Annotated in this window: 20 protein-coding genes; 8 read left to right on the forward strand and 12 right to left on the reverse strand. The window is 41.3% G+C overall.

Annotation, left to right across the window (positions count from 1 at the left end):
* Positions 1–9: 9 nt before the first annotated feature.
* Both AABI99_RS04000 and AABI99_RS04005 read left to right on the forward strand, forming a co-directional pair.
* Positions 10–2688: a porin gene (locus AABI99_RS04000; RefSeq protein ID WP_338363560.1), complete on the forward strand. Its 2679-nt coding sequence runs from the start codon at positions 10–12 to the stop codon at positions 2686–2688.
* Positions 2681–3748, forward strand: coding sequence for a cytochrome c peroxidase (locus tag AABI99_RS04005; RefSeq protein ID WP_338363562.1), 1068 nt, complete (start codon positions 2681–2683; stop codon positions 3746–3748). Before AABI99_RS04000 ends, AABI99_RS04005 begins: the two co-directional genes overlap by 8 nt.
* A 16-nt stretch (positions 3749–3764) precedes the next feature.
* Here the strand turns inward: AABI99_RS04005 and AABI99_RS04010 are convergent, their stop codons facing one another.
* Positions 3765–4292, reverse strand: coding sequence for an acyloxyacyl hydrolase (locus AABI99_RS04010; protein ID WP_338363563.1), 528 nt, complete (start codon positions 4290–4292; stop codon positions 3765–3767).
* Positions 4293–4448: 156 nt separating this feature from the next.
* Positions 4449–5786: an MATE family efflux transporter gene (locus tag AABI99_RS04015; protein WP_338363565.1), complete on the reverse strand. Its 1338-nt coding sequence runs from the start codon at positions 5784–5786 to the stop codon at positions 4449–4451.
* Positions 5787–5951: 165 nt separating this feature from the next.
* On the opposite strand from AABI99_RS04015, the gene AABI99_RS04020 reads away from it, so the two are divergent.
* Positions 5952–6848 carry a LysR family transcriptional regulator gene (locus tag AABI99_RS04020; protein WP_338363567.1) on the forward strand — a complete coding sequence of 299 codons (897 nt, stop codon included), beginning with the start codon at positions 5952–5954 and terminating at the stop codon, positions 6846–6848.
* Between the two features lie 87 nt (positions 6849–6935).
* On the opposite strand, the gene AABI99_RS04025 is transcribed toward AABI99_RS04020, so the two are convergent.
* The 4 genes from AABI99_RS04025 to AABI99_RS04040 all read right to left on the reverse strand — a co-directional run bounded on the left by AABI99_RS04025 (position 6936) and on the right by AABI99_RS04040 (position 10709).
* Positions 6936–7175, reverse strand: coding sequence for a YdcH family protein (locus AABI99_RS04025; RefSeq protein ID WP_338363569.1), 240 nt, complete (start codon positions 7173–7175; stop codon positions 6936–6938).
* A 135-nt stretch (positions 7176–7310) separates the two neighbouring features.
* On the reverse strand, positions 7311–9158 hold the full coding sequence (locus AABI99_RS04030) for a monovalent cation:proton antiporter-2 (CPA2) family protein (protein ID WP_338363571.1): 1848 nt from the start codon (positions 9156–9158) through the stop codon (positions 7311–7313).
* 2 nt (positions 9159–9160) lie between these two features.
* Positions 9161–9769 (reverse strand): NAD(P)H-dependent oxidoreductase, encoded by a 609-nt coding sequence (locus AABI99_RS04035; protein ID WP_338363573.1) that lies wholly within the window; start codon positions 9767–9769, stop codon positions 9161–9163.
* A gap of 94 nt (positions 9770–9863) precedes the next feature.
* A complete protein-coding gene (locus tag AABI99_RS04040; RefSeq protein ID WP_338363575.1) occupies positions 9864–10709 on the reverse strand; it encodes an enoyl-CoA hydratase/isomerase family protein in 846 nt (281 codons plus the stop codon).
* Positions 10710–11015: 306 nt separating this feature from the next.
* Between AABI99_RS04040 and AABI99_RS04045 the strand changes: the two genes are divergently transcribed.
* Together AABI99_RS04045 and AABI99_RS04050 are read left to right on the forward strand one after the other, a co-directional pair.
* Positions 11016–12311, forward strand: coding sequence for a YHYH protein (locus AABI99_RS04045; RefSeq protein WP_338363577.1), 1296 nt, complete (start codon positions 11016–11018; stop codon positions 12309–12311).
* A 287-nt stretch (positions 12312–12598) separates the two neighbouring features.
* On the forward strand, positions 12599–13366 hold the full coding sequence (locus AABI99_RS04050) for a DUF6515 family protein (RefSeq protein WP_338363579.1): 768 nt from the start codon (positions 12599–12601) through the stop codon (positions 13364–13366).
* A gap of 30 nt (positions 13367–13396) precedes the next feature.
* On the opposite strand, the gene AABI99_RS04055 is transcribed toward AABI99_RS04050, so the two are convergent.
* Complete coding sequence (locus AABI99_RS04055) at positions 13397–13870, reverse strand: VOC family protein (protein ID WP_338363581.1); 474 nt, start codon at positions 13868–13870, stop codon at positions 13397–13399.
* Positions 13871–14039: 169 nt separating this feature from the next.
* Between AABI99_RS04055 and AABI99_RS04060 the strand changes: the two genes are divergently transcribed.
* Entirely contained in the window at positions 14040–15056 is a 1017-nt protein-coding gene (locus AABI99_RS04060) for a substrate-binding domain-containing protein (protein WP_338363583.1), read from the forward strand.
* Between the two features lie 62 nt (positions 15057–15118).
* Here AABI99_RS04060 and AABI99_RS04065 read toward each other — a convergent pair whose 3' ends face one another.
* From AABI99_RS04065 to AABI99_RS04075, 3 genes are all read right to left on the reverse strand, one after another.
* The gene (locus AABI99_RS04065) at positions 15119–15541 is read right to left on the reverse strand and encodes a GFA family protein (RefSeq protein WP_338363585.1); all 423 of its coding nucleotides are present in this window, start codon (positions 15539–15541) and stop codon (positions 15119–15121) included.
* A 149-nt stretch (positions 15542–15690) separates the two neighbouring features.
* Positions 15691–17763 carry a catalase gene (locus AABI99_RS04070; RefSeq protein WP_338363587.1) on the reverse strand — a complete coding sequence of 691 codons (2073 nt, stop codon included), beginning with the start codon at positions 17761–17763 and terminating at the stop codon, positions 15691–15693.
* A 202-nt stretch (positions 17764–17965) separates the two neighbouring features.
* On the reverse strand, positions 17966–18799 hold the full coding sequence (locus AABI99_RS04075; protein ID WP_338363589.1) for a mechanosensitive ion channel domain-containing protein: 834 nt from the start codon (positions 18797–18799) through the stop codon (positions 17966–17968).
* A 251-nt stretch (positions 18800–19050) separates the two neighbouring features.
* Between AABI99_RS04075 and AABI99_RS04080 the strand changes: the two genes are divergently transcribed.
* Positions 19051–19830, forward strand: coding sequence for a DUF2189 domain-containing protein (locus tag AABI99_RS04080; RefSeq protein WP_338363591.1), 780 nt, complete (start codon positions 19051–19053; stop codon positions 19828–19830).
* 67 nt (positions 19831–19897) lie between these two features.
* On the opposite strand, the gene AABI99_RS04085 is transcribed toward AABI99_RS04080, so the two are convergent.
* Complete coding sequence (locus AABI99_RS04085; RefSeq protein WP_338363593.1) at positions 19898–20677, reverse strand: nucleoside-binding protein; 780 nt, start codon at positions 20675–20677, stop codon at positions 19898–19900.
* Positions 20678–21047: 370 nt separating this feature from the next.
* Here AABI99_RS04085 and dps point away from each other — a divergent pair, with 370 nt between their 5' ends.
* Positions 21048–21563, forward strand: a complete 516-nt coding sequence (gene dps, locus AABI99_RS04090; protein ID WP_338363595.1) for a DNA starvation/stationary phase protection protein Dps — start codon at positions 21048–21050, stop codon at positions 21561–21563.
* Positions 21564–21812: 249 nt separating this feature from the next.
* On the opposite strand, the gene AABI99_RS04095 is transcribed toward dps, so the two are convergent.
* The gene (locus AABI99_RS04095) at positions 21813–23180 is read right to left on the reverse strand and encodes an alkaline phosphatase PhoX (protein ID WP_338363596.1); all 1368 of its coding nucleotides are present in this window, start codon (positions 23178–23180) and stop codon (positions 21813–21815) included.
* Between the last annotated feature and the right edge of the window lie 37 nt (positions 23181–23217).

The following is a 23217-nucleotide window of genomic DNA, read 5'->3' on the forward strand; positions in this document are numbered from 1 at the left end:
CCGTAATAAATGCAGACACCGACTACCCTCGCGTGTCTGCTTTTGCTTTCTCAGGGTGTATACGCCGCAGAGCAGCAACAGCAGACCGAGCCAAAACCACAGCCATGTAACGAACTTAAAGATGAGCAAAAAGAGCGCTGTGAAGCACTTGAGCACATTGAAGTAAAAGGCCAGTACATAGGCATTGAAGTACCCGAAGTTATTGGGCGTTCTTACTTAAATCGTGATTTTATAAACGCCACACCTAAAGGCAATGGCGATATAAATGAGCTAATTGCATTGCTCCCTGGCGTACAGCTAAGTAACGAAGCCTACTCTATTGGTAGCTTAGCTGAGATCAGCGCGCCAGAAATATCAATCTCAGGGGCGCAACCTTGGCAAACAGGGTTTTCGTTAGATGGATTAAACTACAATAACCGCATAGACCCAGCCAGTAGCAGCCGATTAAGCTCTTCATCAGACGATGTGTCGGGTGGCGTACAAAGTATGAACGTGAACTCCGATATAGTTGAATCTATTACTGTTTACGACCATAACATTCCGGCTGAATTTGGTGGTTTTTCAGGTGGTATTGTTGATAGTAAAACCAAAAGCGTATTTGCAAACGACAGCTTTAGTTTTGGCGTGCGGGGGAATCAAAGTAGCTGGGGGAGTTACCATTTTATAGAGGCCGATCAAGACAGTTCACAGCAAAATGTTGATCAAAGTACGCTTGAAGAGCCCAAGTACGAAAAAATTAGCTATAACCTGCGTGCTAATAAACAAATTAATGAGCGCCATGGCTTAATGATGAGCGTTAATTACTTAACCAGCGACATCAGTGATTTATCGCTAGGGGAAGTAAAAACCCAAAGCAGAACAAACATAAATGCGATTGTGAAGTATGGCTACCGAAATGGCTGGGTAGATGCACTCGATTTAACACTCATGTACTCCCCCTACGAAGTTGATAATTTTATTACAGATGCCAAAGACAGTGACTTTCATTTAGAAGGCGGTGCTATTGGCGCCGTTGCGGCATTAACCGAGCATTTTGACTTTGCATCGTGGCACAGTAATCTTAATTTTAGTATGAGTGACAGCAGCCGAGAAGGCCCTGCGCACTTTTATAGCTGGCTACAAGCTAAAGGGAAAGATTGGGGGCAATACGCCGACCAAGGCGATGCTCAAACACGTTATTCTCGCCAAGGGGGATATGGCGCCCTAGATAATACCCAATACACCACCAGCTGGAAAAACACCCTTGATTTTAAAACGCTGGAGTTTGCTGGCACTGAGCACCGCATTAAAGCCGGTATTGAACTTATTCGCCAAGAAGTAGAGCGAGAGCGTATTCAAAATAGCTACAGCTACGACTCCCCTATTATATGGTCTAGCGCGAGTACCCCACTTAATTGCAGCGGTTACACACTGGACTGCCAAGCGCTGCAAACCACTATTTCTATTGATGAGCTAGCAGCGCAACTAGGCGGCGAAATTGATTTTAATAATCAAGCCCACATTACTGCCTATACAAATAATGTAACCGCTACAGCACAGTATTTTAATGGCCGTTTAGTCACCCCTACAGAATACATTAACGTAACACTTAGTCGTGCCTCGTTTTATGCAACCGATAGCATCACATTAGGGCAGCTAAACCTAAACTTAGGTATGCGCTACGAATATGATGACTTTTTAGCAAATCATAATATTGCGCCACGTATATCACTTGGTTACGATGTTTTTAACGATAACCGCACTATTATTAGCGCAGGCGTTAATCGCTATTACGACTCTGCCATTATTGGTTATAAAGTCAAAGAACAGCAGCGTTTTTCATATCGAGAGTATCGCCCAATTGAAAACGGTTACCTGCAAGGGTGGCTACCTTCTAACTATACAGGCGCATTTAAATACCGCTTTGATGATGTAAACACCCCGTACGATGACGAACTCGCACTAGGTATTGCACATTCATTTGAAAAAGCAGGGAATGTATCGCTTAAATATGTAAAACGTAAAAAGCATCAGCAATTTTCTCAGGTTACCGATGAAGAAGCTGCTAGCGATGGCTATAAATATATTCGTATGACCAACGAAGGTGATGGTAGCTCAGAGCGCTATTCTATTTCGTGGAGCGCGCAGTTTGGTAGCCATTCATTATGGGCTAACGCCTCCTACGCTGAAAACAAAGTCTCTAACGACGACTACAATGCCACGGCTGAAAATACCCCTCTTGACGAACTCGTTTACTACGTAAATGCAAGTGGCAGCGGCGAGCTTGTAGCGCTTGGACAACTTGAGCAAATTCGTACAAACTTTGGCACTCCTATAACCGGTGCGCTAGGTTGGAATGTTGATTGGAGCAATTCATTAAGCACCGGCCTTAACGTAACCTTTAGTGATAGCTACACCAGCGCAGTGAGTACTGGCGCAAGCGAAAGCATAAGCCTTGAACAAAGCTGTGCAAATTGCCCTGTAGAGTCAACGCTTGTTGATGTATACGAAGAACAAGAAGTTCGTGCCAGAACTATGCTAGGCCTTAGCCTGCGCTATAACCACAACCTGACAAAAACCCAGTCAGTTGAAATAAGAGCAGATATTTCTAACTTGCTGAATGCACGTACTTACACAGTAAACGAAGGCGCATCGGGTATTGAGCCTGGGCGTATGTTTTGGCTAGGAGTGAGCTATAACTATGATTAGGTTATTAAGCATTTTTGTACTGTGCTCATTTAGCTTAAACGCCAAATCAACAAGTAGTAACGATTTACGTTCACTGTATAGCAAAGGCCAAGCACATTGGCCTGCTATACAGACCAGTGACGGCAGAAGTGTAGAGCCCATGTCGCTTTTGCCTGTAGCCTCGCCTAAACCTGAGCATGTTGCTTTAGGTGACAAGCTTTTTCATGATGTGCAGCTCTCGCGTAATAATACCGTTAGCTGTGCCACCTGCCATGAACGCGATAAAGGCTTTCATGATGGCCGCGCAACCGCAGTGGGAATTGATGGGAAAATAGGCACACGTAACACCCCTGCTATTTTTGGTATTGATCAGTGGCAAAGCTTTTTTTGGGATGGCCGCGCAAGCACCGCAGAGCAACAAGCACTCATGCCCATAGCAAACCCAATTGAAATGGACTTAGACCCTGAGATAGCCTTAGCGCGGGTAAATCAAGATAAAAGCTACCGTGTATTAAATCAACGCGCTTTTAATAGCAATACCCTCACTTCAGAGCAAATGGCAAAAGCCTTAGTTGCCTTTGAGCGCACCTTAGCCGCACCAAATAGCCGCTATAAAACGTTTTTAACGCAGCTTAATAAAAACCCACAACACGCTGTTAGCAGCTTAAGTGATAGTGAACTAAACGGCCTTCACTTATTTAGAACTAAAGCCAAATGTATGACTTGCCATAACGGAGCCTTGCTCAGCGACAACCAATTCCATGGTACAGGTTTACATTATTACGGCCGCCGTTTTGAAGATAAAGGGCGCTTTGACGCTACCCAAAATCCAGCGCATATTGGCCAATTTAGAACGCCATCGCTTTTAGGGTTAATGCAAACATTTCCGTGGATGCATAACGGCTTATTTGACGATTTAGCCGGTATTGTCGCCTTATACAATCATGGTGGAGTAAGGCCCAGACCACGAAAAAATCAACTAAACGATCCACATTTTCCCAAAACCACCGACCTGCTTATAAAGCTTAATCTAACAAAGCAAGAGCAAGCCGACCTAGTAGCATTTTTACGTATATTATAAACGCTGGGCTACTCACTTAAAGTGCGCGTGAGTAGCTTAGCGAGATAAAATCAAGGCCTGGGTTGGGCTTTTTTATACCTGCGTTTGAATAATGAAAATATTTAAGCGACACGCTGTGTTGCTCACTATCACCAAATTTCATGGTGATGCCGATGCGGTCTTCAAACTGGTAATGGGTGCTAATATTTTTACCTGCAAATTTGGTGTCGTCTAATAAGCTTAAACCAACCCCAAATTCGGCGAAAACGCGGTTCCCTGCAATGCTACCAATAGGATAAAAAATAACTGGTGAGAGCGATAAGCCTAAATTAGCATCGTAGCGTTTTGGGTCATCATATTCAAAAAAGTTGGCATTGGCTTCTAGGTAAATCTCGAGCTCTTCAAAGCCTTCTATTTGGTAATCTAAGGCATATTGATAAGCCACTTTAACCCCTCGCACGTCTCCTTCACCTTGAATATAGCTCATCGAAAAGTAATCTTGTGCAGCCGTTGCAGCGCCTGCGTGTAGCGTTATAGCTATTAAAAACAATTTATAAAGTTTCATGTTATTCACCTCAAGCAGCTCTACTTTTATTGCCATTGCTTGATCTAAACACAGCAAATATTAAGCAATGACTCTATAAGGTGAATATTAATTGCACTTAACTGTTTTGATAATTGCAATTATAGTGGAATAACTTTCTTTATAATTTTGATAATACTAAACATCGATGTTAGCGGCATTAACTTGCGTTGTTAATCGTTTATATTGGCGCATAAATAGTTGCCAGCCCACATAACCAGATATAACATTACCGCAGGCCATACCAATAAACAGCCCTGTTAAGCCATAAAAATACGAGCCTAACCAAAGTAGTGGTAAGTAACACAAAAATAATCGCAATATTGAAATAAATAGCGCAGTAGTCGGAAACCCTAAGGCGTTACATACCGATACCGTGATCATACACACTCCTAAAGCTGCGTAGCTCAGGGGGACAAATGCAAAGTAGTTTGCCAGGTTAGCAACAATCTCACCGTTATTACTCAGTGCACTTGCAAGCGGGTCAGCTACACACAGCATAATAACCGCGAGTAAAATTTGTATGCCAATCACAAAGCCGCAAGCAAGTTTTACAACGTTCATTATTTGCTTAAGCTCGCCACGCCCTTTTAAATTGCCCACAATGGGCGGCAGTGCCATGGTAAGCGCTAAAATTAAAATAATTGCGATGTATTCAATACGGTTTGCAAGTCCCCAAGCTGCTACAGCAAACCCACCATACGCGGCAATAAGTGCGGTGACTATCATGGCTGAAATAGGCGGAATAAACTGAGAAAGTAAAGCCGGTGCCGTCATTTTTGCAATGGCTTTCATTGCTTGCTCGGTGCGGTTTTTTAAAACACCAAAAGTTATAAGTTCTCGCTTTATAAGTGTGTAAAACACAACGACCAAACCTATTGCAAATGCAATACAACTGGCCCACGCAGCACCCGCTAACCCCATATTAAAAGTAAACATAAAAAGTGGGTCGAGCGCTATATTTAACACACTGGTTAGCACCATAATTCGCCCAGGCAATAAGGTTTCGTTATGGGCACGGCAAATACTGTAACCAAAATAAAGCAGCGCGCCAAGCCAGCAGCTTGTTAGCCAAGGTAGCCAGTAAAGCTCGGTTAAATTAAATAAAGAAGGCGTTGCACCCAGCGCTAAAATAATAGACTGCTGAAAAAGCCACAGCGCCAAGCACAATAGCGTTACTATTACAGTGCCAATCAGCACGATTAGGCTGCCTAAGTAGCGTGCATAGTTAACTTTATTTTCCCCTAGTGCAGTAGAGATAGTCGCGGTTGCAGCAATACCTAAGCCGACTTGTACTCCCACAATAACCTGAAAAATAGCAATACTAAAGGCAACAACAGCAAGTGGGTCAGCGCCTAGCTTAGCTATAAAAATGCTATCGATCAGCTGGCTTCCCATAATAGAAAATAACCCAACCAACATAGGCCAAGTTTGCTTAAATAAATGCTTTAAAAGTAATACTGTATTACGGCTCATAAGGCAGGCTCACTTAAAAATTAAAACGAGAAAATATCGAAAAAAAAAGGCGCTCATGGTAAGCGCCACAGGAAAAGTCACAATGAATAAGTAATTAGTATATTTACACAACTAATTATTGATAATATAGTTATTTAAATAATCAGTTTATTGAAAAATTTGATAATGAACATTGCTCATTTAAATCTGTTTGTCAGAATCGCAACAACACACAATATTAGCTTAGCTGGCAAGGAGTTAGGGTTATCGGCTGCGGTTTCGAGTGCACAAATTAATAAGCTTGAAGAAACGCTCGGCGTTAAACTTATTCACCGTACAACCCGAAAAGTGTCGTTAACCGAAGAAGGCCAAGCTTTTTTACCCCACGCCGAAGAAGTCCTTGCCAATATTGAAATGGCACGTGCCTCGGTAGGGATTGGCAGCGTAACACCACAAGGTAAATTACGCATTACCGCCCCCGCTTCGTTCGGGCGCATGCATATTATTCCTGCATTGGCTGGATTTATTGAACAATACCCTGACCTCACCATTGATTTGCGCCTAAGCGACAGCATTATTGATATGGTCGGCGGTGGTTTTGATATAGCAATACGCGATGCTTCCTTAAATGATTCAACCCTTATAGCTCGAAAAGTTGCCCGCGATAAACGCTTAATTTGCGCATCGCCTAATTACCTTGCAAAACATGGCACGCCAAAAACGCCGCAAGATTTAAAAGGTCATACTTGCGTTAATTTACATGGGTTAACTACATGGTCGTTCATTACACCCGAGGGCACACAAAACATTAAAACCAATAATGTATTACAAGCCGACAACGGTGAAGCGGTGCGCGATGCGTGTGTGCAAGGCTTAGGTATTACCTTAATGTCGAGCTGGTGTGCGTATAAAAAATTACAAAGCGGCGAGCTGGTACAAATTTTACAAGACTACCCACTTGCATCCGACACTGCTATTTGGAGTGTTTACCCAAGTTCGCGTTTGTTAGCGCCAAAAGTAAGGGCCTTTATAGACTACTTTAGTGGCTACTTTGGTGACGAACCCTACTGGGAAAAAATATAAATATTTAGCCGTAAAATATAAAAGCACAAACCTAGGTTTGTGCTTTTTACGTTTTGCGCTTTAATCTTCAAGTTTCAAACAAAACGATTATTTACTAATTAAACGCTTATAAATGATGTCTTTTAGTACTGCACGATCATGCTTTAACTGATGCATTGCTTCGTCATCAATTGGCGCATTTTCAAGTTCTAACTCGCGAATTTGTGTATCCAATGCGTTGTATTTTTCAACTTGCTGTGCAAATTTTGCATCACTTTTAATAAGCGATGTGAGTGTGTCTGTGTACTGTGGAAATTCGTTCGCTACTGAGTGGTTTTCGCCTAACATAATTGTGCTCCGTTGTTTTAATAGGTAACCCCTTGGGCATATAAAATAGTAGCAACTAACCTTTATTTTTATAATACCCATTATAAAAGAGTTACTTTATTGAATAATTTGATAATAGCTTGATATAAACTAACGCTAAGTTGGATTTTTAGCCCTCCAGGCGTTATCCGTCGCTCTTAGGTTTTCGCTATCTATACTCATTACTTGCTCAAGATGCTGATGATGCTGCTTATACGCCGATATATAGCTTTCTTGCTCGTTGCGACTTTTATAAAGCTCAGGCATTACATAGGCATCTTTTTGTTTAAACAAGCGTTGTAACCGGAAAGCCTCATAGGGCTCTACGCCTAATGCTTCTAAAGCGGCTTGCCCCATTTCTAGTGCGCTACCAAATGTTTCTCGGTGAATGCTATTAAGGCTGCTATCCATCAGTTCAAACTCTGCTTCGCGGTTGTATGCACTAATTACTATTTTAAGCCACGGAAAATGCTTTTTAGCCAGCTCAGCCAAATGTTTGGCTTGCTGAGTATTGCTCATGGTAATGACCAGTAGTTCTGCCGATGCCGCCCCTGCTGCATGAAGTAAATCTAATCGCGTGGCATCGCCATAATAAACCTCAAAGCCGAGTTTTCTGAGTAGGTTAACGTTGTTAGCATCGTTATCTAAAATAACGGGCTTAATACCTGAAGATATTAAAAAGCGGCCAAGGTCTGTGCCTAAACGGCCAAAGCCTGCCAAAATAACACGATGATTTTGCTGTGCTATGGTATCGGGCTCTGAGCTTTGTGCCGGTATTGCTTGGTTTTGTGCTAAAAACTTATCATGAAAAATAAATAACAACGGCGCTAAAAACATTGAAATAGCCACCGCTGATATAAGCGGGTCAATCACGTTATTAGCTAATACACCGTTATTTTTTGCAAATTGAAATAACACAAACGCAAACTCCCCACCTTGCGCTAAGGCAATGGCAAATAACGAGCGCGCCCCCGAGCTAATTTTAAATAACTTGCCAACAATTACTAATACCAACCACTTTATGGCAATTAAGCCTGTTGTTAAACCAAGGATTAGTAATAGATTAGCGCCAATTAACGCAAAGTTTAAACTCGCCCCAATGGAGATAAAAAATATACCCAGTAGCAAGCCTTTAAAGGGTTCTATGTCACTTTCAAGTTCGTGTCTAAATTCGCTGTCGGCAAGTACCACACCAGCTAAAAAAGCCCCAAGCGCCGGCGATAACCCTACCGCCAGCATTAACAAAGAGGTACCAATAACCAAAGCAAGCGCAGCAGCAACAAACACTTCGCGAATACCGGTTTTTGCTATGGCTCTAAATATAGGCTGGCTGGCAAATTTACCAATTAAAAATACCGCAAAAATAGCCGCAAGAGTCAGTATCACTCGCAAATAATTAGGCAACGTTGTTATATCAAAAAGCACAGAGCTGTGGTGCGAGCCGCCCGCTATAGCAAATGTTGCCAGTAACGGCAATGCTGCAAGCATAGGAATAACCGCTAAATCTTGAAACAACAATACAGCAAACACACTGCGTCCTGCTTCGGTATTCATTTGGCCTTTTTCTTGAAGGGTTTGTAGCACAATAGCGGTAGACGATAACGACACGATTAAACCAACCGCTAATGCTTGCTGCCACGGTAAAAATATTAGCGAAATAGCACTAATAATAATGCTTGTAACAATTACCTGCGAGCCACCAATACCTAAAATAGGCAGCTTTAATTGCCACAATAAAGACGGTTTAAGTTCAAGCCCAACTAAAAATAGCATCATTACTACGCCAAATTCAGTAAAGTGCATAATGGCTTCTACATCACCAATTAACGAGGCGCCAAAAGGGCCAATAATAATACCGGCAATTAAATAACCCAGCACTGACCCTAGGCCTAATTTTTTAGCTATGGGAACCGCAATGGCTGCAGCGGCTAAAAATATAAATACTTGAAGTAAAAAACCTTCCATAGCTAATCCCTCCTTATAAGTTTATTTAAATCAGAGTTTAAAAATTCACTGTGCGCCAACTGCACTGCATCTAATTTGCTATCTCGCAGTGCTAAAATAGCGCGGCGATATTGCTGAGCATAATTATGTACCTGCTCTGGAGCTAAACCACGGTGCACACCATTAATTACAAACGGCGGTAAGCACTGCATTTTGCATAAATTAACCGTGGCTTTAAAAGGCGAAGTGAGCTGCTCAATAGTAAATTTATTTATACCCGTGGGCGTGTAGGTGTCGGCATCGCCCCCGGTTGTAATGGCCTGTAGCGCCAATTTATTTTTTAACGCATCTCCTTTTGAGCCGTACGCCCAATCGTGCTCAAGTACTAGGTCAAACCACTGTTTAATAATGGCAGGGCTTGAGTACCAGTAAAAAGGATGCTGAAAAACAATAATGTCGTGTGCTTCGCACAGTGCTTGCTCGCGTTGCACATCAATCATCAGATCAGGGTAATGTGCGTATAAGTCATTAACAGTAACGCCTTCAAGGCCTTCTACGGCGCTGCGTAACCCTTTATTTATATTTGAGCGGGCAGCTGCTGGGTGAGCAAAAATAATGAGTACTTTTTTCATAGTTTATCGCCTATTGCGCTGTACAAGCAAAGCCTACAGCTGAAGTTAAATAAAATAAGGCGCACTGCTATGCACTGCGCCTTAGTTAAAGCCGTTATTTAACGTCTTGAATTGAAACCACCATGTCGGGCCAATTACGTTGGTTTTCCATGCTGTACTCTGCACCTTGCTCATCGGCGTATTTAAAACGTCTTAACGCAGGTGTTTGGCTTGTCGCTTGGTATAACCAGTAAGCTTCTGCGCGTAGCGCTTCTTGAATAGGTAGGTCGATTGACTCGTATACCGCTTGTTTAGTGGCATTAATCGACTCGCTTGGCCAAAGCGCAATGCGTTTTGCAAGTTTATCAACGTATGGGCCTATTTCGTCTGGGTTTAGTGCGCGGTTAACGGTGCCGTAAAATTCGGCTTGGTCTGCGTCAAAGTCATCGGCACTCAGTACTATTTCAAGCGCTCGGCCTAAACCAGTTTGGCGGGCCATACGCGATGCACCACCACCACAAGGTAAAATACCCATGCCCACTTCCATTTGCATAAACTTAGCTTTACCGCGTGCAGCAAAGCGCATATCGCATGCAAGAGCAAACTCATGGCCGCCGCCTCGGGCAAAGCCTTCTATTTTTGCAATGGTTGCTTGCGGTAATCTACTAATGCGCTCTAGCACAACCTGAAGGTCGAGCAGTTTTACTTCATTTCGTGGAACAGCCTTATCAGACATGTCCTTTAAAAAGTCGGTATCGGCATGCGAAACAAATATTTCTGGGTGAGCCGATTGAAATACCACCACTTTAATTTGTTTATCGGCTTCTAACTTTTGTGCCAACATTGTTAAATCTGCAAGCATTGGTAAACCTTGAACATTTACCGGTGCATAGTCAAAAGTAACCGTTAAAATTCCATTATCTGCAATGGTATTGAATGTAGTAAACCCTTCGTATTTCATAGAGTTATCCTTTGTTGTTTTGTGTAAATCAATAAACGTTAAATGTTGTTAGCAACAATCAAATGAACGATTTACATTCTAGTAACTAAAGATAAATTTGATAATATTGATATTAAACGAATTAGTTTACTGTTATTTTTGATAATAATTGGTATTACTACCATCTCATTAGCAATTAGATCTGTATAATTTTTAAACCACTACTTTTTTGCGAGCTGATTTAAACCAGTAAATAAAACTTTCATTTTATTTGCACAATTTATTGCCATACTAAAACCTACGTATATAAATCGTTCTGGGGTAAGTATGAAATCAATAACACGAAGTCGCTTAAAAGCGCCTAGCGTTAACACGACAAAGACTAAGCTCGCATTTTGTTTGCTTGGTGCCACGCTACTTTTATCTGCATGTGGTGAACACGATAAAAACGACGATACGGCAGCTACCTCTCAAGAAATAACGGCCAAAAACACGCTTATTAATACCGATACATTTAATATTAAAGCCATGGTAAAGCTGCCACAAACTGTAGATTGCACGCTTGAAAACGGCATACAAACCCAGTGCGCTCAAGTGGTTTTAAAATATCAGCCCGACAATATTGAAGTCGGTCCTTTTTGCCCAAAAACACTCGACGACACTGGCGGAATTTGGGATTGGGATGGCACCGATGCAGGCCTATATAGATTAGATAAAGCGTTTTTAACCATGCTTAACGAGCAAGGTTTTACCTTTTACGATGAAAACGGCAACGTACATATTGTTGATAACGCAACCATTCGCCCTACCGTTGATCATGCATGTATTAATGTATCGGTAGATAAAAGCGTAGAAATTACTGCCCTTTTACCACTGCACCCTGTAATGTCTGAGCAATCAACAGCGTTGGGCACAGTATCTAAAGTGGGTATAGCGCTTGCTGGCGTGCCTATATTTTCGGATGCGCCAAGCGTGCAACATACAGGGCATTTACCCGCGCTAGATACGTGCGCAGGCCATATTGATCCAGGTGGTTGGTACCATTACCACGGTACCGCCAGTGATATAGACAGCGTATATAAACACGAACATGTAAACGCCAACTGTAATAATTTAACGCAAAAGCCAAGCGCCCTATTTGGTTATGCCTTTGATGGTTATCCAATTTACGGAAGCCAAGAAATTGATGGTACAACCCCTGTCGAGCTTGATAACTGTAATGGCCACACCGGCCCTACAGGTGAAAGCGGAACATTTACTTACCACTACCATGCAAGTAATACATTCCCTAACTTACCTAAATGCTTAAAAGGCGTGGTTGCGCAAAACAACTTTATGACTACTGCACAAGCGGGTGTAGGGGCTAAACCGCCCGAAGGTACAAAAATAACACGCCATGAGCCACCTGGTGGCGGTGGCCCAAAAGCGCAGGGCCCTAATGGCGGCATGTCACCACCTGGGTTTGCTGAGGCTGCTAAAAAGCTAGGCGTTAGCGAAAAGGCACTCATGCAAGCAATGCAAGATGCCGGCGGCCCTAATGTCGATTTAACAGTTGTAGCAAAAGCACTTAACGTGACACCAGAGCAATTAAAAGCCGCCTTACCCGAAAAACCAAAACGCTAATTAACCTGAACTTTGGTTAAAAGGTTTATTATCCAAAGTTCTGGCTAAACATAAATTACGGCAAGTGTTAACAGCACTTGCCGTAACAATTAGTTACACTGCTTACAGCCTTATAAAAGTTCCTAAAATCGTCAAAAATGTGAGAAAACGTTGGCTTGTGTCAACAACAGTAATTGTTAGTAAAAAGCTGTAAACATGGCCGCGTTATCGGTTACATGTCAGTTACCATTCAGCTTAAAGCGCTAGTATTAAACCCAGTTATGTATCTACATACACGAGGCACTAGTATGAAACTAACTCAATTACTCCCCACTCTACTTGCCATAAGTGCAGTATCTGGCGCTGCATATGCAGCACCCAGTGAGCGAGAACACGCAAAAAGTTTTAATAATGAGCGTGCAAAACGCATCGAATATAAACGAGATGAGCGCCGCGATGACAAAAAACAGCGTATAGAATATAAAAAAAACGACCGTAAAGAGCGCAAACAAGCCAAACGCGAGCACCGCAAAGAGCAAAAGCGCAAAATTGCCCACTACAAACAACAGCAACGCACTCGTAATTATTTTAAACATAATCGCCACAACGTAGTAACCTACCGGCCTGGGCATTATTTTAATCACTTACCACGCAATAGTGCTTCAATCAGATTTAATGGCGTTACGTTTACTTTTAGTGATGGTATTTACTACAGAAAAGCAAAAAGAGGCTACCACGTCGTTAAGCCACCTAGAGGCTTAAGAATACGCTCTCTACCAAGGCATTATTCACACTTTAAACGCCATAATACCACTTATTATACCTACCAAAATGTATATTACGTGGCAGATAATAACGGTTACCGAGTAGTTGATGAGCCTAAAATAGTGGTTAACAAAGCTATAAAGGTAGGCAGTGCTAAAAATTATGAGTTAGGCCAAACCTACGACACCCTCCCTATTTCGGCAGAGGCTGTCACGATTAACGAGCAACAATATTTTAAGTACCAAGATATTTATTTTTTACCGCAAATAAATGGTGACGAAATAAAATATTTAGCGATAAATTTAGGTTAACCCGCCCCCACAACTAAAGAGCAAGCGGCTTTATGCATCTTGCTCTTTTGACATTAAGTCGGCCATTCTCTTGTTAATTTCTTGCTCGCTTAAATCTTCTTTGTGGGTGCCTATGGTCCAAACATGCCCGAATGGGTCTTGTAGGGTGCCGGCTCTATCACCATAAAACTGGTCGTGCACTGGGCGTACTTCTGTAGCGCCCAGTTCAATGGCCTTTTTAAATACGCTATCTACATCCTCTACATAAAGCATTAAACTTACCGGCGTTCCACCAAGTTTTTGTGGGCTTTTAAAAGACTCATCTGGACATGAGTCCGAAATCATAATGTGCGAGTCACCTATAATAATTTCAGCATGGGCTATACCGCCCTCTGGCAGCGGCATTTGCATAACAAGTTGTGCATCAAATGCATCGCAATAAAAGCATATGGCTTGCTGAGCACCTTCTATAATTAAGTACGGTGTTACCGAACTAAACCCTTTGGGAATTGCTGAAACAGTCATAACGCTCTCCATTATTTTTTATGGGTGTATTATTTAGCCTAAAGGTTAAAAATACTTCTTTCAACGTGTTAACTCATTTAAGTCACTATAATTAAATTAGCCAATTTGTAGTCAATAACTATACTAGCTGTAAAATATATCTTACTTTTATTTGCTTAGGACTTTTATAATGTTAGCTAAAATTAGCCTAGCCGCTACAAAGTATAAAGTTCTGAAATATTTAGTTTTAAGCTGGTGTGCTTTATTTGCCCACCAAAGCGTGGCTAAAGTTGTGATTGCCATTGTAGGTAAAACAAAAAACGACTCTTTTTATCAGCAAGCCTTTAAAGGCTGTTTGCACTTTAGTAATGATCACCCTGAAATAGAATGCAAATACGATGGGCCAAAAGACTTTCAAGACATTCGTAGCCAATCTATGGTCATTAATAGGTTAGTTGATCAAAAAATAGATGGGCTAATTGTAGCAACAACCGACTCTCAGCATTTGGTCACTCGTTCATTAATGGCGCTTAAAAATAAAAACATTCCTGTTATAACGTTTGATTCTGACCTGCTAGAAAAACACCAACAGTACCGCCTAGCCTACGTAGGCAGTAACAACTTCGACTTTGGCGTTGCCTTAGGCGAGCAAGTAAAAAAACTGACCAACAAAGCAAATAATACGCTTTGCATGCAGTCGGGGCACCATACAACCCCAAACTTAAATAAACGTATTGCAGGTGTGAGGTATGCACTTTCTAAGCAATCAACTGAGCATTTATCTGGTCAAAATGGCTGGCGCGAACATAGTCGCTGCCCCTTATTTAGCTTAGGTAAGCGCGAAGAGTCACTAAAGCAGTTAATGCATTTATTAAAAATGGACAACCCACCCATTTTTTTAGCTGTGGCGGGGTTTGCACAGTTTAACCCTCATTACGTAAATGCCTTAGCGCCTTTTAAGCAACGTATAGCCGATAAAGACATTATTATTGTTTCTGCCGATACAGAAGAAATACAGCTCAATGTGTTAAGCAGGGGGCTCTCTTCAGCTAACATAGGGCAAAACCCTTTTGAAATGGGCCGCTTGAGCACCAAGCTAATGCACGACTACATTTTATATAATAAAAAGCCTGCGCAATCTCACTACTACACCGACTTTCATTACTGTACCCAAAGCAACGCCTCACAGTGCACTGTTAATCATTAAACTTTACTCGGTTGAGGGGATGCCTTTTAAGTACAATACAATGCATTATAGCCAGCGTATTATTACTCTAAGTTTAAGCGTTGGTACCCTGCTGCAATGCTTTCATCGGGGCATTCATCAAATTGCTTATCGGGCTTTTGGATATGCGGGGTTACCCAACTAGCTTTACTGGCAAGCATTAAATGAGTGCGCTCTGGCGGTATGGGTAATTCGCTGTCTATTGCACTAGCAAAGGGATGAACTAACTCAGGCCAACGTGCGTCATACAGCCATAAATTACTACTACAATGTTTACAAAAATGGCACTCTGCAGGGCTGGTTGTATCTCCTATTTTGGCATGATAAACCGTAATATGTTTACGCCCTATTACCTCAAGCGTGTCGTATTGCGCATTTAAATTAATCACAAACCCGCCACTTCCTGTGGTTTTAAGGCAAATAGAGCAGTAGCATAAACTGTAAGGGTAAGGATGTTTAGAGCTCACACTAAACGTTACTTTGCCACAGTGACAAGCGCCATCAAGTTTCTTAATAAACCCTAATATTTAGTTGTAAGTTAATACCATAACGAGTCAGCCATAAAAAAACCACACCCTTTACAGGTGTGGCTTTTATAAAATTTAAGGCTTATTTATTAACGTTGCCAAAACCTCAAATTACGAAGCGTTTTAATAAATGTATCGGCCGAATGTGCCTCTAAATCGACCCAACCATCATCTGCTTTGCCATCAAGGCCTGCGGCTTTAAACAAAGGCATTGCCTCTTGCGTGTAGCCAATGTATTTCATATGAGCAAACGCATCGTTTACAAAGTCTTTAGCCTCAGGGATATCAGCAAGCTTTTTAGCTCCCTCTTGCGTTGCAAGTACCATCACGGCATCGTAAAGCACCGATGGGCCGCCATTAATAACTTGATCTGCAGCAACATGCTTACCTTTACTACAACATGCGCCACCTACTTGCGCTGCAACAATTTCGTAATTAGCGCCTTCTGCTTCTAAGGCACTTGTAACCGAATTGAAAATATCAGCATCAAAGCCATCACTCACTAAAATCCCCAACTTTCGGCCTTTAAACGTATTTGGCGCATTTTTTAAAATACTAAGTGCATCCGACACAGGTAAATCGTTACGCGTTGGCATAGCCGCTTCTGCAGGCTCTGGCATGTCTTGCAGGCGTAGACCCTTAGCCACTTCTTGCGCTAATGTTTTGTCTACATTTAATAAATGCGAAATCACTCGCTCACGAATTGCTACATGCTCTACTTTTGAAAGCTCAAATACAAACGCATATTGAATGTGCGCTTGCTCTACTTCTGTTTGGCTTAAGTAAAACTGTCGTGCTTGGCTGTAATGATCGCTAAATGTTTCTGAGCGATAGCGCAGTTTATCTCCACCGCTGACTTCAGGCTCACTTGAGCTTTTAAAACCATTTACTGGGCACTCGCGGGGGTTGTGCTCATCGCCGCTCCACGAGTTGGGTTCATAATTGGCACGCCCTTTAGGGTTATGCATTGCCATATGACCATCTTGCTGAAAATGACGCATTGGGCATTTAGGCGCATTTACTGGTATATGTGTAAAGTTAGGGCCACCCAAGCGCTTAGTTTGTGTATCTAAATACGAAAAGTTACGCCCTTGTAGTAATGGATCGGGTGTAAAATCAAGCCCAGGTACAATGTTTTGTGTACAAAATGCAACTTGCTCAGTTTCAGCAAAAAAGTTATCAACGACCCGGTCAAGCACCATGCGCCCAACTATTTTTACGGGCACTTGCTCTTCCGGTATAAGCTTGGTGGCATCAAACACATCAAATTCAAATTCATCTGCAAATTGTTGGTCAAATACCTGTACACCAAGTTCCCACTCTGGAAAGTCTCCTTTGCCAATAGACTCCCACATATCGCGACGATGAAAGTCGGGATCTGCACCATTAAGTTTAAGTGCTTCGTTCCACACTACCGATTGCATCCCAGCTTTTGGTTTCCAATGAAATTTAACAAATTTCTCTTCACCTTTGGCATTAATAAATTTAAAAGTGTGAACGCCAAAGCCTTCCATAAATCGTAAAGAGCGCGGTATAGCTCTATCTGACATAGCCCACATCAACATATGTACTGACTCAGGCGATAAGCTTACAAAATCCCAAAAGTTATCATGCGCAGTTTGCGCTTGCGGAAAACCACGATCTGGCTCTGCTTTAGCGCTATGTATTAAGTCAGGAAACTTCATTGCATCTTGTATAAAAAATACAGGTATGTTGTTACCCACTAAATCCCAGTTTCCTTCTTGGGTGTAAAACTTGACCGCAAAACCACGCACATCACGCGCTAAGTCAGGAGACCCTTTGTTTCCTGCCACAGTTGAAAATCTTGCAAAAACAGGCGTTTTTTCACCTTTACGCTGAAAAATATCAGCGCAGGTTAAATCTTCAAGCGTGTCGTAAGTTTCAAAATAACCATGTGCGCCGTACCCTCTAGCGTGTACCACTCGTTCAGGGATGCGCTCGTGATCAAAGTGAAAGATCTTCTCGCGCATTACATGATCTTCTAGCAATCCGGGTCCGCGTTTGCCTGCTCGCAATGAGTTTTGATCATCGCTCACAGGGCACCCTTGTGCTGTGGTCATCGTTGGATATTCATCAGATGCGTGTTGGTGTAACTCGCCACCATGTCCTTTGTTTCCTGAGTATTTAAATGATTCGGCCATGCTTAGTCCTTCATACAATTAATTTAATGAGTTAAAAATTTAAAAGCGACTTTGCAATTGCAAAATGAAGGCCACCCGGGTAATGCTGGGTATATGGGGGTTAGCGAGGTGTTATCGGTATAAAAGCACTGAAAAGTTTACAAGGCAATGTAAGTTTTTCATACAATACGGGCACCAGTACAGTGCCCGTGTTTAAAGTATATTAAGCTTTATCCTCGTTTACTAAAATAACTTTACGGTGTGGGAATGGAATTTCGATATTGTTTTCATCAAGGGCTTTTTTAATAAGTTCAGGCACCGTGTATAAAATTTCAAAGTAGTGCTCGCCTTTACAAAATGGCCTTACTAAAAAGTCTACCGAGCTGTTGTTTAGCGTTTCTACTTCAACAAAGGGGGCTGGGTCTTTTAAAATATGGGGATGAGCATCAAGCACGCTATCAATTACCTTACGGACTACGTCGGTGTTTTCATCGTACGCCACACCAAAGTGCATATCTACACCACGAATTGGGTGGTGAGAGTGGTTAATAATTTGCGCGCCCCAAATTTGGCTATTTGGAATAATAACTTGCTGATTATCGAACGTTTGCAAAATTGTGGTAAACATATCAACCTCGGTAACTTTGCCAAAGCGCCCTGCGGCTTCAATAAAGTCGTGTACTTTATAAGGTCTAAATATTAATAACATTACACCTGCTGCTAAGTTAGACATAGCACCTTGTAATGCTAAACCAATTGCTAAACCTGCAGCGCCTAATAACGCAATAATTGACGCTGTTTGCACGCCAAAGCGGTTTAACACGGCAATAAATACAAACGCTAAAATAATATAGCGCGCCATACTGCCTAGAAATCGAAATAGTGTGTCATCTAAATGGTTATATTTATGGCATAAACCAACAATGATCCCTCTTACTTTGCCAGCAAACCATAGCCCTAAAAGTAAAATAACGATCGCGAGCAATATATTCGTTGCCCAATCAAGTGCCTTAGGTAAGTACTCGTTTAAATTTATAGTATTTATTATGTCGTCCATTGTTGTTTCCTATTGAACTGGCTTTGAATGTTAAATTAAAAAGCACAACTTTAACATAAAATTAACCAAGCAACGAATTTATACTTCGGCTCCATCACCCTTAACTTTTATGCATCAATAATATTTTTAAACCCTTTTATATGGCTACAAAGTGAGCAAGAAACTATTTTATTGCGTATATGTTATTCAATTTGTAAATAAAGCAAATGTGTTCTAAACCTTAAAGAGACACCTTGCTGAGGAACATTGTTATGCCAACAACAAAAACTATTAACAAACAATCGGAGTTTGCCCGCTGCATTGAATGTAATAAAGTAAATACATTTGCGGCCTTCCATTGGCTTGCACTTGCGTTTAAAGACATGGCGCGTGCACCTATGTTAAGCCTAGTTTATGGCCTTATATTCACGCTCATTCCCATCGCAATTATTTACTCTGCTGTATTTACAGGCACCTATTTAGTTATTTTACCGGCAACGGTTGCTTTTGCCTTAATTGGGCCTGCTTTTGCATCAGGACTTTATGATGTTGCATGGGAGCTGGAAAAAGGCCACAAGCCTACATTTGGCCACTCTATCAAATCCATGTTTAGAAATCCGGTAGGTGAATGGGGCTTTGCAATACTCTTAATGGTAATTATGATTGCTTGGATGCGCTTGGCTGCGTTAGTGCATGCTTTATATCCAAGCCATGCAAACCCCACCTTTGATGAGTTATCAGCATTTTTAACACTAGGCAGCATAATTGGTGGCGTACTATTAGTGACTGTGTTTTCTATCTCGGCTTTTTCGCCACAAATAATGATGGAGCGACGTGTAGATATTATGACCGCAGTAATAAGCTCTATGAACGCAGTAAAAACTAATTTTGCCGCAATGTTGGTATGGTCAATATGTATATTTTTATTAGTAGCTATTGGCTTTGCCACTGGCGCTACAGGCTTTATTGTAATCATGCCATTCCTTAGCTATGCCAGTTGGCATGCTTATATAGCCGTTATTAAAACCAAAAAACCTCGTGGCTACGAGTAATAACTGAGAATTTATAGTTCCAACCACACTGACTAAAAATAGCGCCAAATGGCGCTATTTTTTTAACTTAAAAAACCCAAATTGCATGTAAAAAGGGCTGGTTTTCAATTTTATTAGTACCTAGTTTGTTGTACCAATAGCGCCATTCAACACCTAGCATTAACTGTTTTGGGCTTAAATTAAAGTTTTGACCAACATCCCAATGTACAGCAGGTTGAGCAAGTAGCCACTCTTTAACTTTATTGCCTTGTTCGTCATCGCGCCCAGAAATATATTCTACATGCCCAGTAAAATAAAATGCCTGACTGGCTAATGTAAAAGGAGCACCCCATGCAAGGTCTATAAAAATACTGTCATCTTGTTTAGCTAACTGCTCTTTTTTAATCCCGCCGTTAGCATCAATGTAACCTGCAAAAGTCGTCGTTAAAAAATCAAACCCTGGTGCATCCCAACTAAGCTTTATACCGGGCGTGTATTTCATTAACCCTTCTTCACCAGCATTAATACCAAACACTAAACCAGTATCTTTTATTGGGCCGTACTTTAATGAGGTATTTAGTGCTTTAGATAAACTCAGTGTTGAGTACCACTCGCCATAAATTCCCGTATCTTGAAAACCATCACTTAGGCTGTCGTTTAAAAAGTCGATAAAAAAGTAGTTATCACCTAAGCCATGCTCAGATGCATGCTCTATGGTGTAGGTGCGTGTAAATGATGACTCTCCTGTAAAAGGGTTTAAGGCATCGCCAAAGTTTGTGTGAAGCTGTGTGACGCTCCAATTTTCTGCTGATGCAAATTGCGACAAAAGCAGTATAGATGTTGTAAACAGTGTTTTTAAAAAATTCATATAGTATTAACATATACCCCAGTTAAAATGCGGCTGGAGTATACCAGTGAGCATTCACTTACTAAATAGTTTAAGTAATAAAAAAAGATTGGTTTTTAAAATAAACAACTAATACAAGCACTAAGCGCTAAAGGGTTGGTTTTTTATAAAGCGAATACAAAAAGCAGTGTGCATAATTTACAAAAATGAGTGCACAAAATTCACTGTCTTGCTTGCTAGGTTAATTTATAAACCCAAGCTACAAAAGCAAAAAACCTTTAAAATCATGCATTTTACCCACTTTAAATAGGTAGGCACACGCTTTGCTTTATGTATTTCAAGTTTATTCGTAGCAAAGGCTACGTGCAGCAAATTACATAATGGAGACAATATGAGTAACTCACAGCATCCAATTGAATTTACAGCCCCAGGAATGGACAATGAAACTGCAAAAAAAACGATTGCAACTCTTGATAACCGCTTAGTGGCATTGCTAGACATGCAATTGACGCTTAAGCATATTCATTGGAACGTAGTTGGTCCTAATTTTATTGGGGTACATGAAATGTTAGACCCACAAGTAGACGCTATTCGCGAAATGACAGATACCATTGCAGAGCGAATTGCTACATTGGGTGGCACACCACAAGGCACACCTAAATCAATTGTTGATCGCCGTAATTGGGAAGAATACTCATTAGGTAAGGCCTTTGTTATCGAACATTTAGGCGCTTTAGATAAAGTTTACAGTGGCGTAAATGCTGACCATCGTAAAGCGATTGAAATTTTATCAGACTTAGATCCGGTATCTGAAGATATGATCACTAGCCAGCTTGGCGACTTAGAGCAATTTCAGTGGTTTGTACGTGCACACATTGAATCGTCTGCAGGCAAATTAAATCACTAATCAAATACCTATTTAGCACTACAAGGAAAGTTAGTAAATTTTAAAGGATTAAAAACTCTACAAGGACTCGTTACTAAGTAGGTTAAGGATGAAATGCATATTACAAGGATATGTTACTTATTACATAAAGGATGTAATAAATACGTCAAAAATGACTAAAGCTAACTAACGGATTTGGTAAATTTACAAGGATTGTTAAAATACAAACGCCTAGCATTCGCGTGCTAAGCGTTTGTGTTTTTTACCACTTTAAAGCTTAAAACTCCCCCACGGACCCGTAATGGCTAACGTTTTGGTTGGCATGTACACATTAACAAACAAAGTTTGCCCATCTGGTGAAAAACATGCACCTGCAAGCTCGGTTTGCCCGTGTAGTTTAGCAAAGTTATACACCTCTCCTTTTGGCGTAACTCCCCGTAAATGGTTATCCACTGTCTCTGTGTATTGATCCTCACACACAATTAAATGCCCGTTAGGCGCTACCGTTAAATTATCGCCAAAGTTGTATAACGACTCGTTTGTACTTTCTACAAATAGTTGTATTTTACCAGGCTCATTTTGCTCTAACTCAGTGCCTTCTTTTTTTGAAGGTGTGTACTTCATTACCTGACCTAACTGCTTTTTGCCCCCATTAGTACAGCAAAAATAAAGCTCATTTTTACCCCAATGAATCCCCTCACCGCGTGCAAATAACGCGGCCCCTTTTTTATAGCCTTGCTTACGTAAATCGTCATTAGGGCTTTTAGGATCTGTTATGGTGATCCATTCAACATCAAAGTTGCTGTGCAGTGGCATAGTGGGTGAATCCCAGTTTCGACTATCAAACTGAGGGTGAGCTTTAATCACCATAGCCTGTAATGTGCCACCTTTGTTTAACTTTTCTCGATGATGAGGGATAAAGCGATAAAACAAACTATCGCCTCTATCCTCAGTTAAATAAACAATACCCGTTTTTGGGTCTATTGCTGCGGCTTCATGGTTAAAACGGCCCATATCGTATAATGGCTCTGGCTTAATAAGCCCTTTCGCACTAGCGGGCACTTCAAAAATGTAACCATGTGATTCTGACAAGCCATCGTTTTTATCCATCACCGTTTCTTCGCAGGTCAGCCAGCTTCCCCAAGGTGTTACACCGCCTGAGCAATTTCTAATTGTGCCACACAGCGATAAATACTCTTGCTCACGTTTTTGCGTTTTTAAATTATAAATAATATGACTCGTGCCCCCAGGCAAAGCTACGCCATTCTCTAAAGAATCATAAGCTAAAGAGGTTTTATGATTACTAATTAAATCAGACGCGCTCTCAATATGTTGAGGATGTAATTCATGATTACGTATAAGCGCTACACGTTCGCTGTCTAATTCAATACAGCCCATACCATCGGCTCTGTCGGGTACATCAAGGCCATCATCCATTTTATCGCCAAGTTTAGATATAACCTGATATGTAAACCCCTCGGGTAAATCAAGTAACGCGTTAGTATCGGTGATTAGTGGGCCATAAGCTGGCAACTTAGTCGTTACCTCAGGCAAAGCCACGTTACCCATTGCGCTGCGCGATAAGCCAATAAAGGCAAGCGAGCCCGCACTAAATAAAAAATCTCTTCTAGAAACCATGTTATAAATCCCGCGTGTTTGTATTAATCAACCTATA

The organism is uncultured Pseudoalteromonas sp. (assembly GCF_963922945.1).
In the GTDB taxonomy this organism is placed as follows: domain Bacteria; phylum Pseudomonadota; class Gammaproteobacteria; order Enterobacterales; family Alteromonadaceae; genus Pseudoalteromonas.

Bases quoted from the DNA above. Each gene is read 5' to 3' on its own strand.
- AABI99_RS04000 (WP_338363560.1), top strand. From the start codon at position 10: ATGCAGACACCGACTACCCTCGCGTGTCTGCTTTTGCTTTCTCAGGGT.
- AABI99_RS04005 (WP_338363562.1), top strand. From the start codon at position 2,681: ATGATTAGGTTATTAAGCATTTTTGTACTGTGCTCATTTAGCTTAAAC.
- AABI99_RS04010 (WP_338363563.1), bottom strand. From the start codon at position 4,292: ATGAAACTTTATAAATTGTTTTTAATAGCTATAACGCTACACGCAGGC.
- AABI99_RS04015 (WP_338363565.1), bottom strand. From the start codon at position 5,786: ATGAGCCGTAATACAGTATTACTTTTAAAGCATTTATTTAAGCAAACT.
- AABI99_RS04020 (WP_338363567.1), top strand. From the start codon at position 5,952: ATGAACATTGCTCATTTAAATCTGTTTGTCAGAATCGCAACAACACAC.
- AABI99_RS04025 (WP_338363569.1), bottom strand. From the start codon at position 7,175: ATGTTAGGCGAAAACCACTCAGTAGCGAACGAATTTCCACAGTACACA.
- AABI99_RS04030 (WP_338363571.1), bottom strand. From the start codon at position 9,158: ATGGAAGGTTTTTTACTTCAAGTATTTATATTTTTAGCCGCTGCAGCC.
- AABI99_RS04035 (WP_338363573.1), bottom strand. From the start codon at position 9,769: ATGAAAAAAGTACTCATTATTTTTGCTCACCCAGCAGCTGCCCGCTCA.
- AABI99_RS04040 (WP_338363575.1), bottom strand. From the start codon at position 10,709: ATGAAATACGAAGGGTTTACTACATTCAATACCATTGCAGATAATGGA.
- AABI99_RS04045 (WP_338363577.1), top strand. From the start codon at position 11,016: ATGAAATCAATAACACGAAGTCGCTTAAAAGCGCCTAGCGTTAACACG.
- AABI99_RS04050 (WP_338363579.1), top strand. From the start codon at position 12,599: ATGAAACTAACTCAATTACTCCCCACTCTACTTGCCATAAGTGCAGTA.
- AABI99_RS04055 (WP_338363581.1), bottom strand. From the start codon at position 13,870: ATGACTGTTTCAGCAATTCCCAAAGGGTTTAGTTCGGTAACACCGTAC.
- AABI99_RS04060 (WP_338363583.1), top strand. From the start codon at position 14,040: ATGTTAGCTAAAATTAGCCTAGCCGCTACAAAGTATAAAGTTCTGAAA.
- AABI99_RS04070 (WP_338363587.1), bottom strand. From the start codon at position 17,763: ATGGCCGAATCATTTAAATACTCAGGAAACAAAGGACATGGTGGCGAG.
- AABI99_RS04075 (WP_338363589.1), bottom strand. From the start codon at position 18,799: ATGGACGACATAATAAATACTATAAATTTAAACGAGTACTTACCTAAG.
- AABI99_RS04080 (WP_338363591.1), top strand. From the start codon at position 19,051: ATGCCAACAACAAAAACTATTAACAAACAATCGGAGTTTGCCCGCTGC.
- AABI99_RS04085 (WP_338363593.1), bottom strand. From the start codon at position 20,677: ATGAATTTTTTAAAAACACTGTTTACAACATCTATACTGCTTTTGTCG.
- dps (WP_338363595.1), top strand. From the start codon at position 21,048: ATGAGTAACTCACAGCATCCAATTGAATTTACAGCCCCAGGAATGGAC.
- AABI99_RS04095 (WP_338363596.1), bottom strand. From the start codon at position 23,180: ATGGTTTCTAGAAGAGATTTTTTATTTAGTGCGGGCTCGCTTGCCTTT.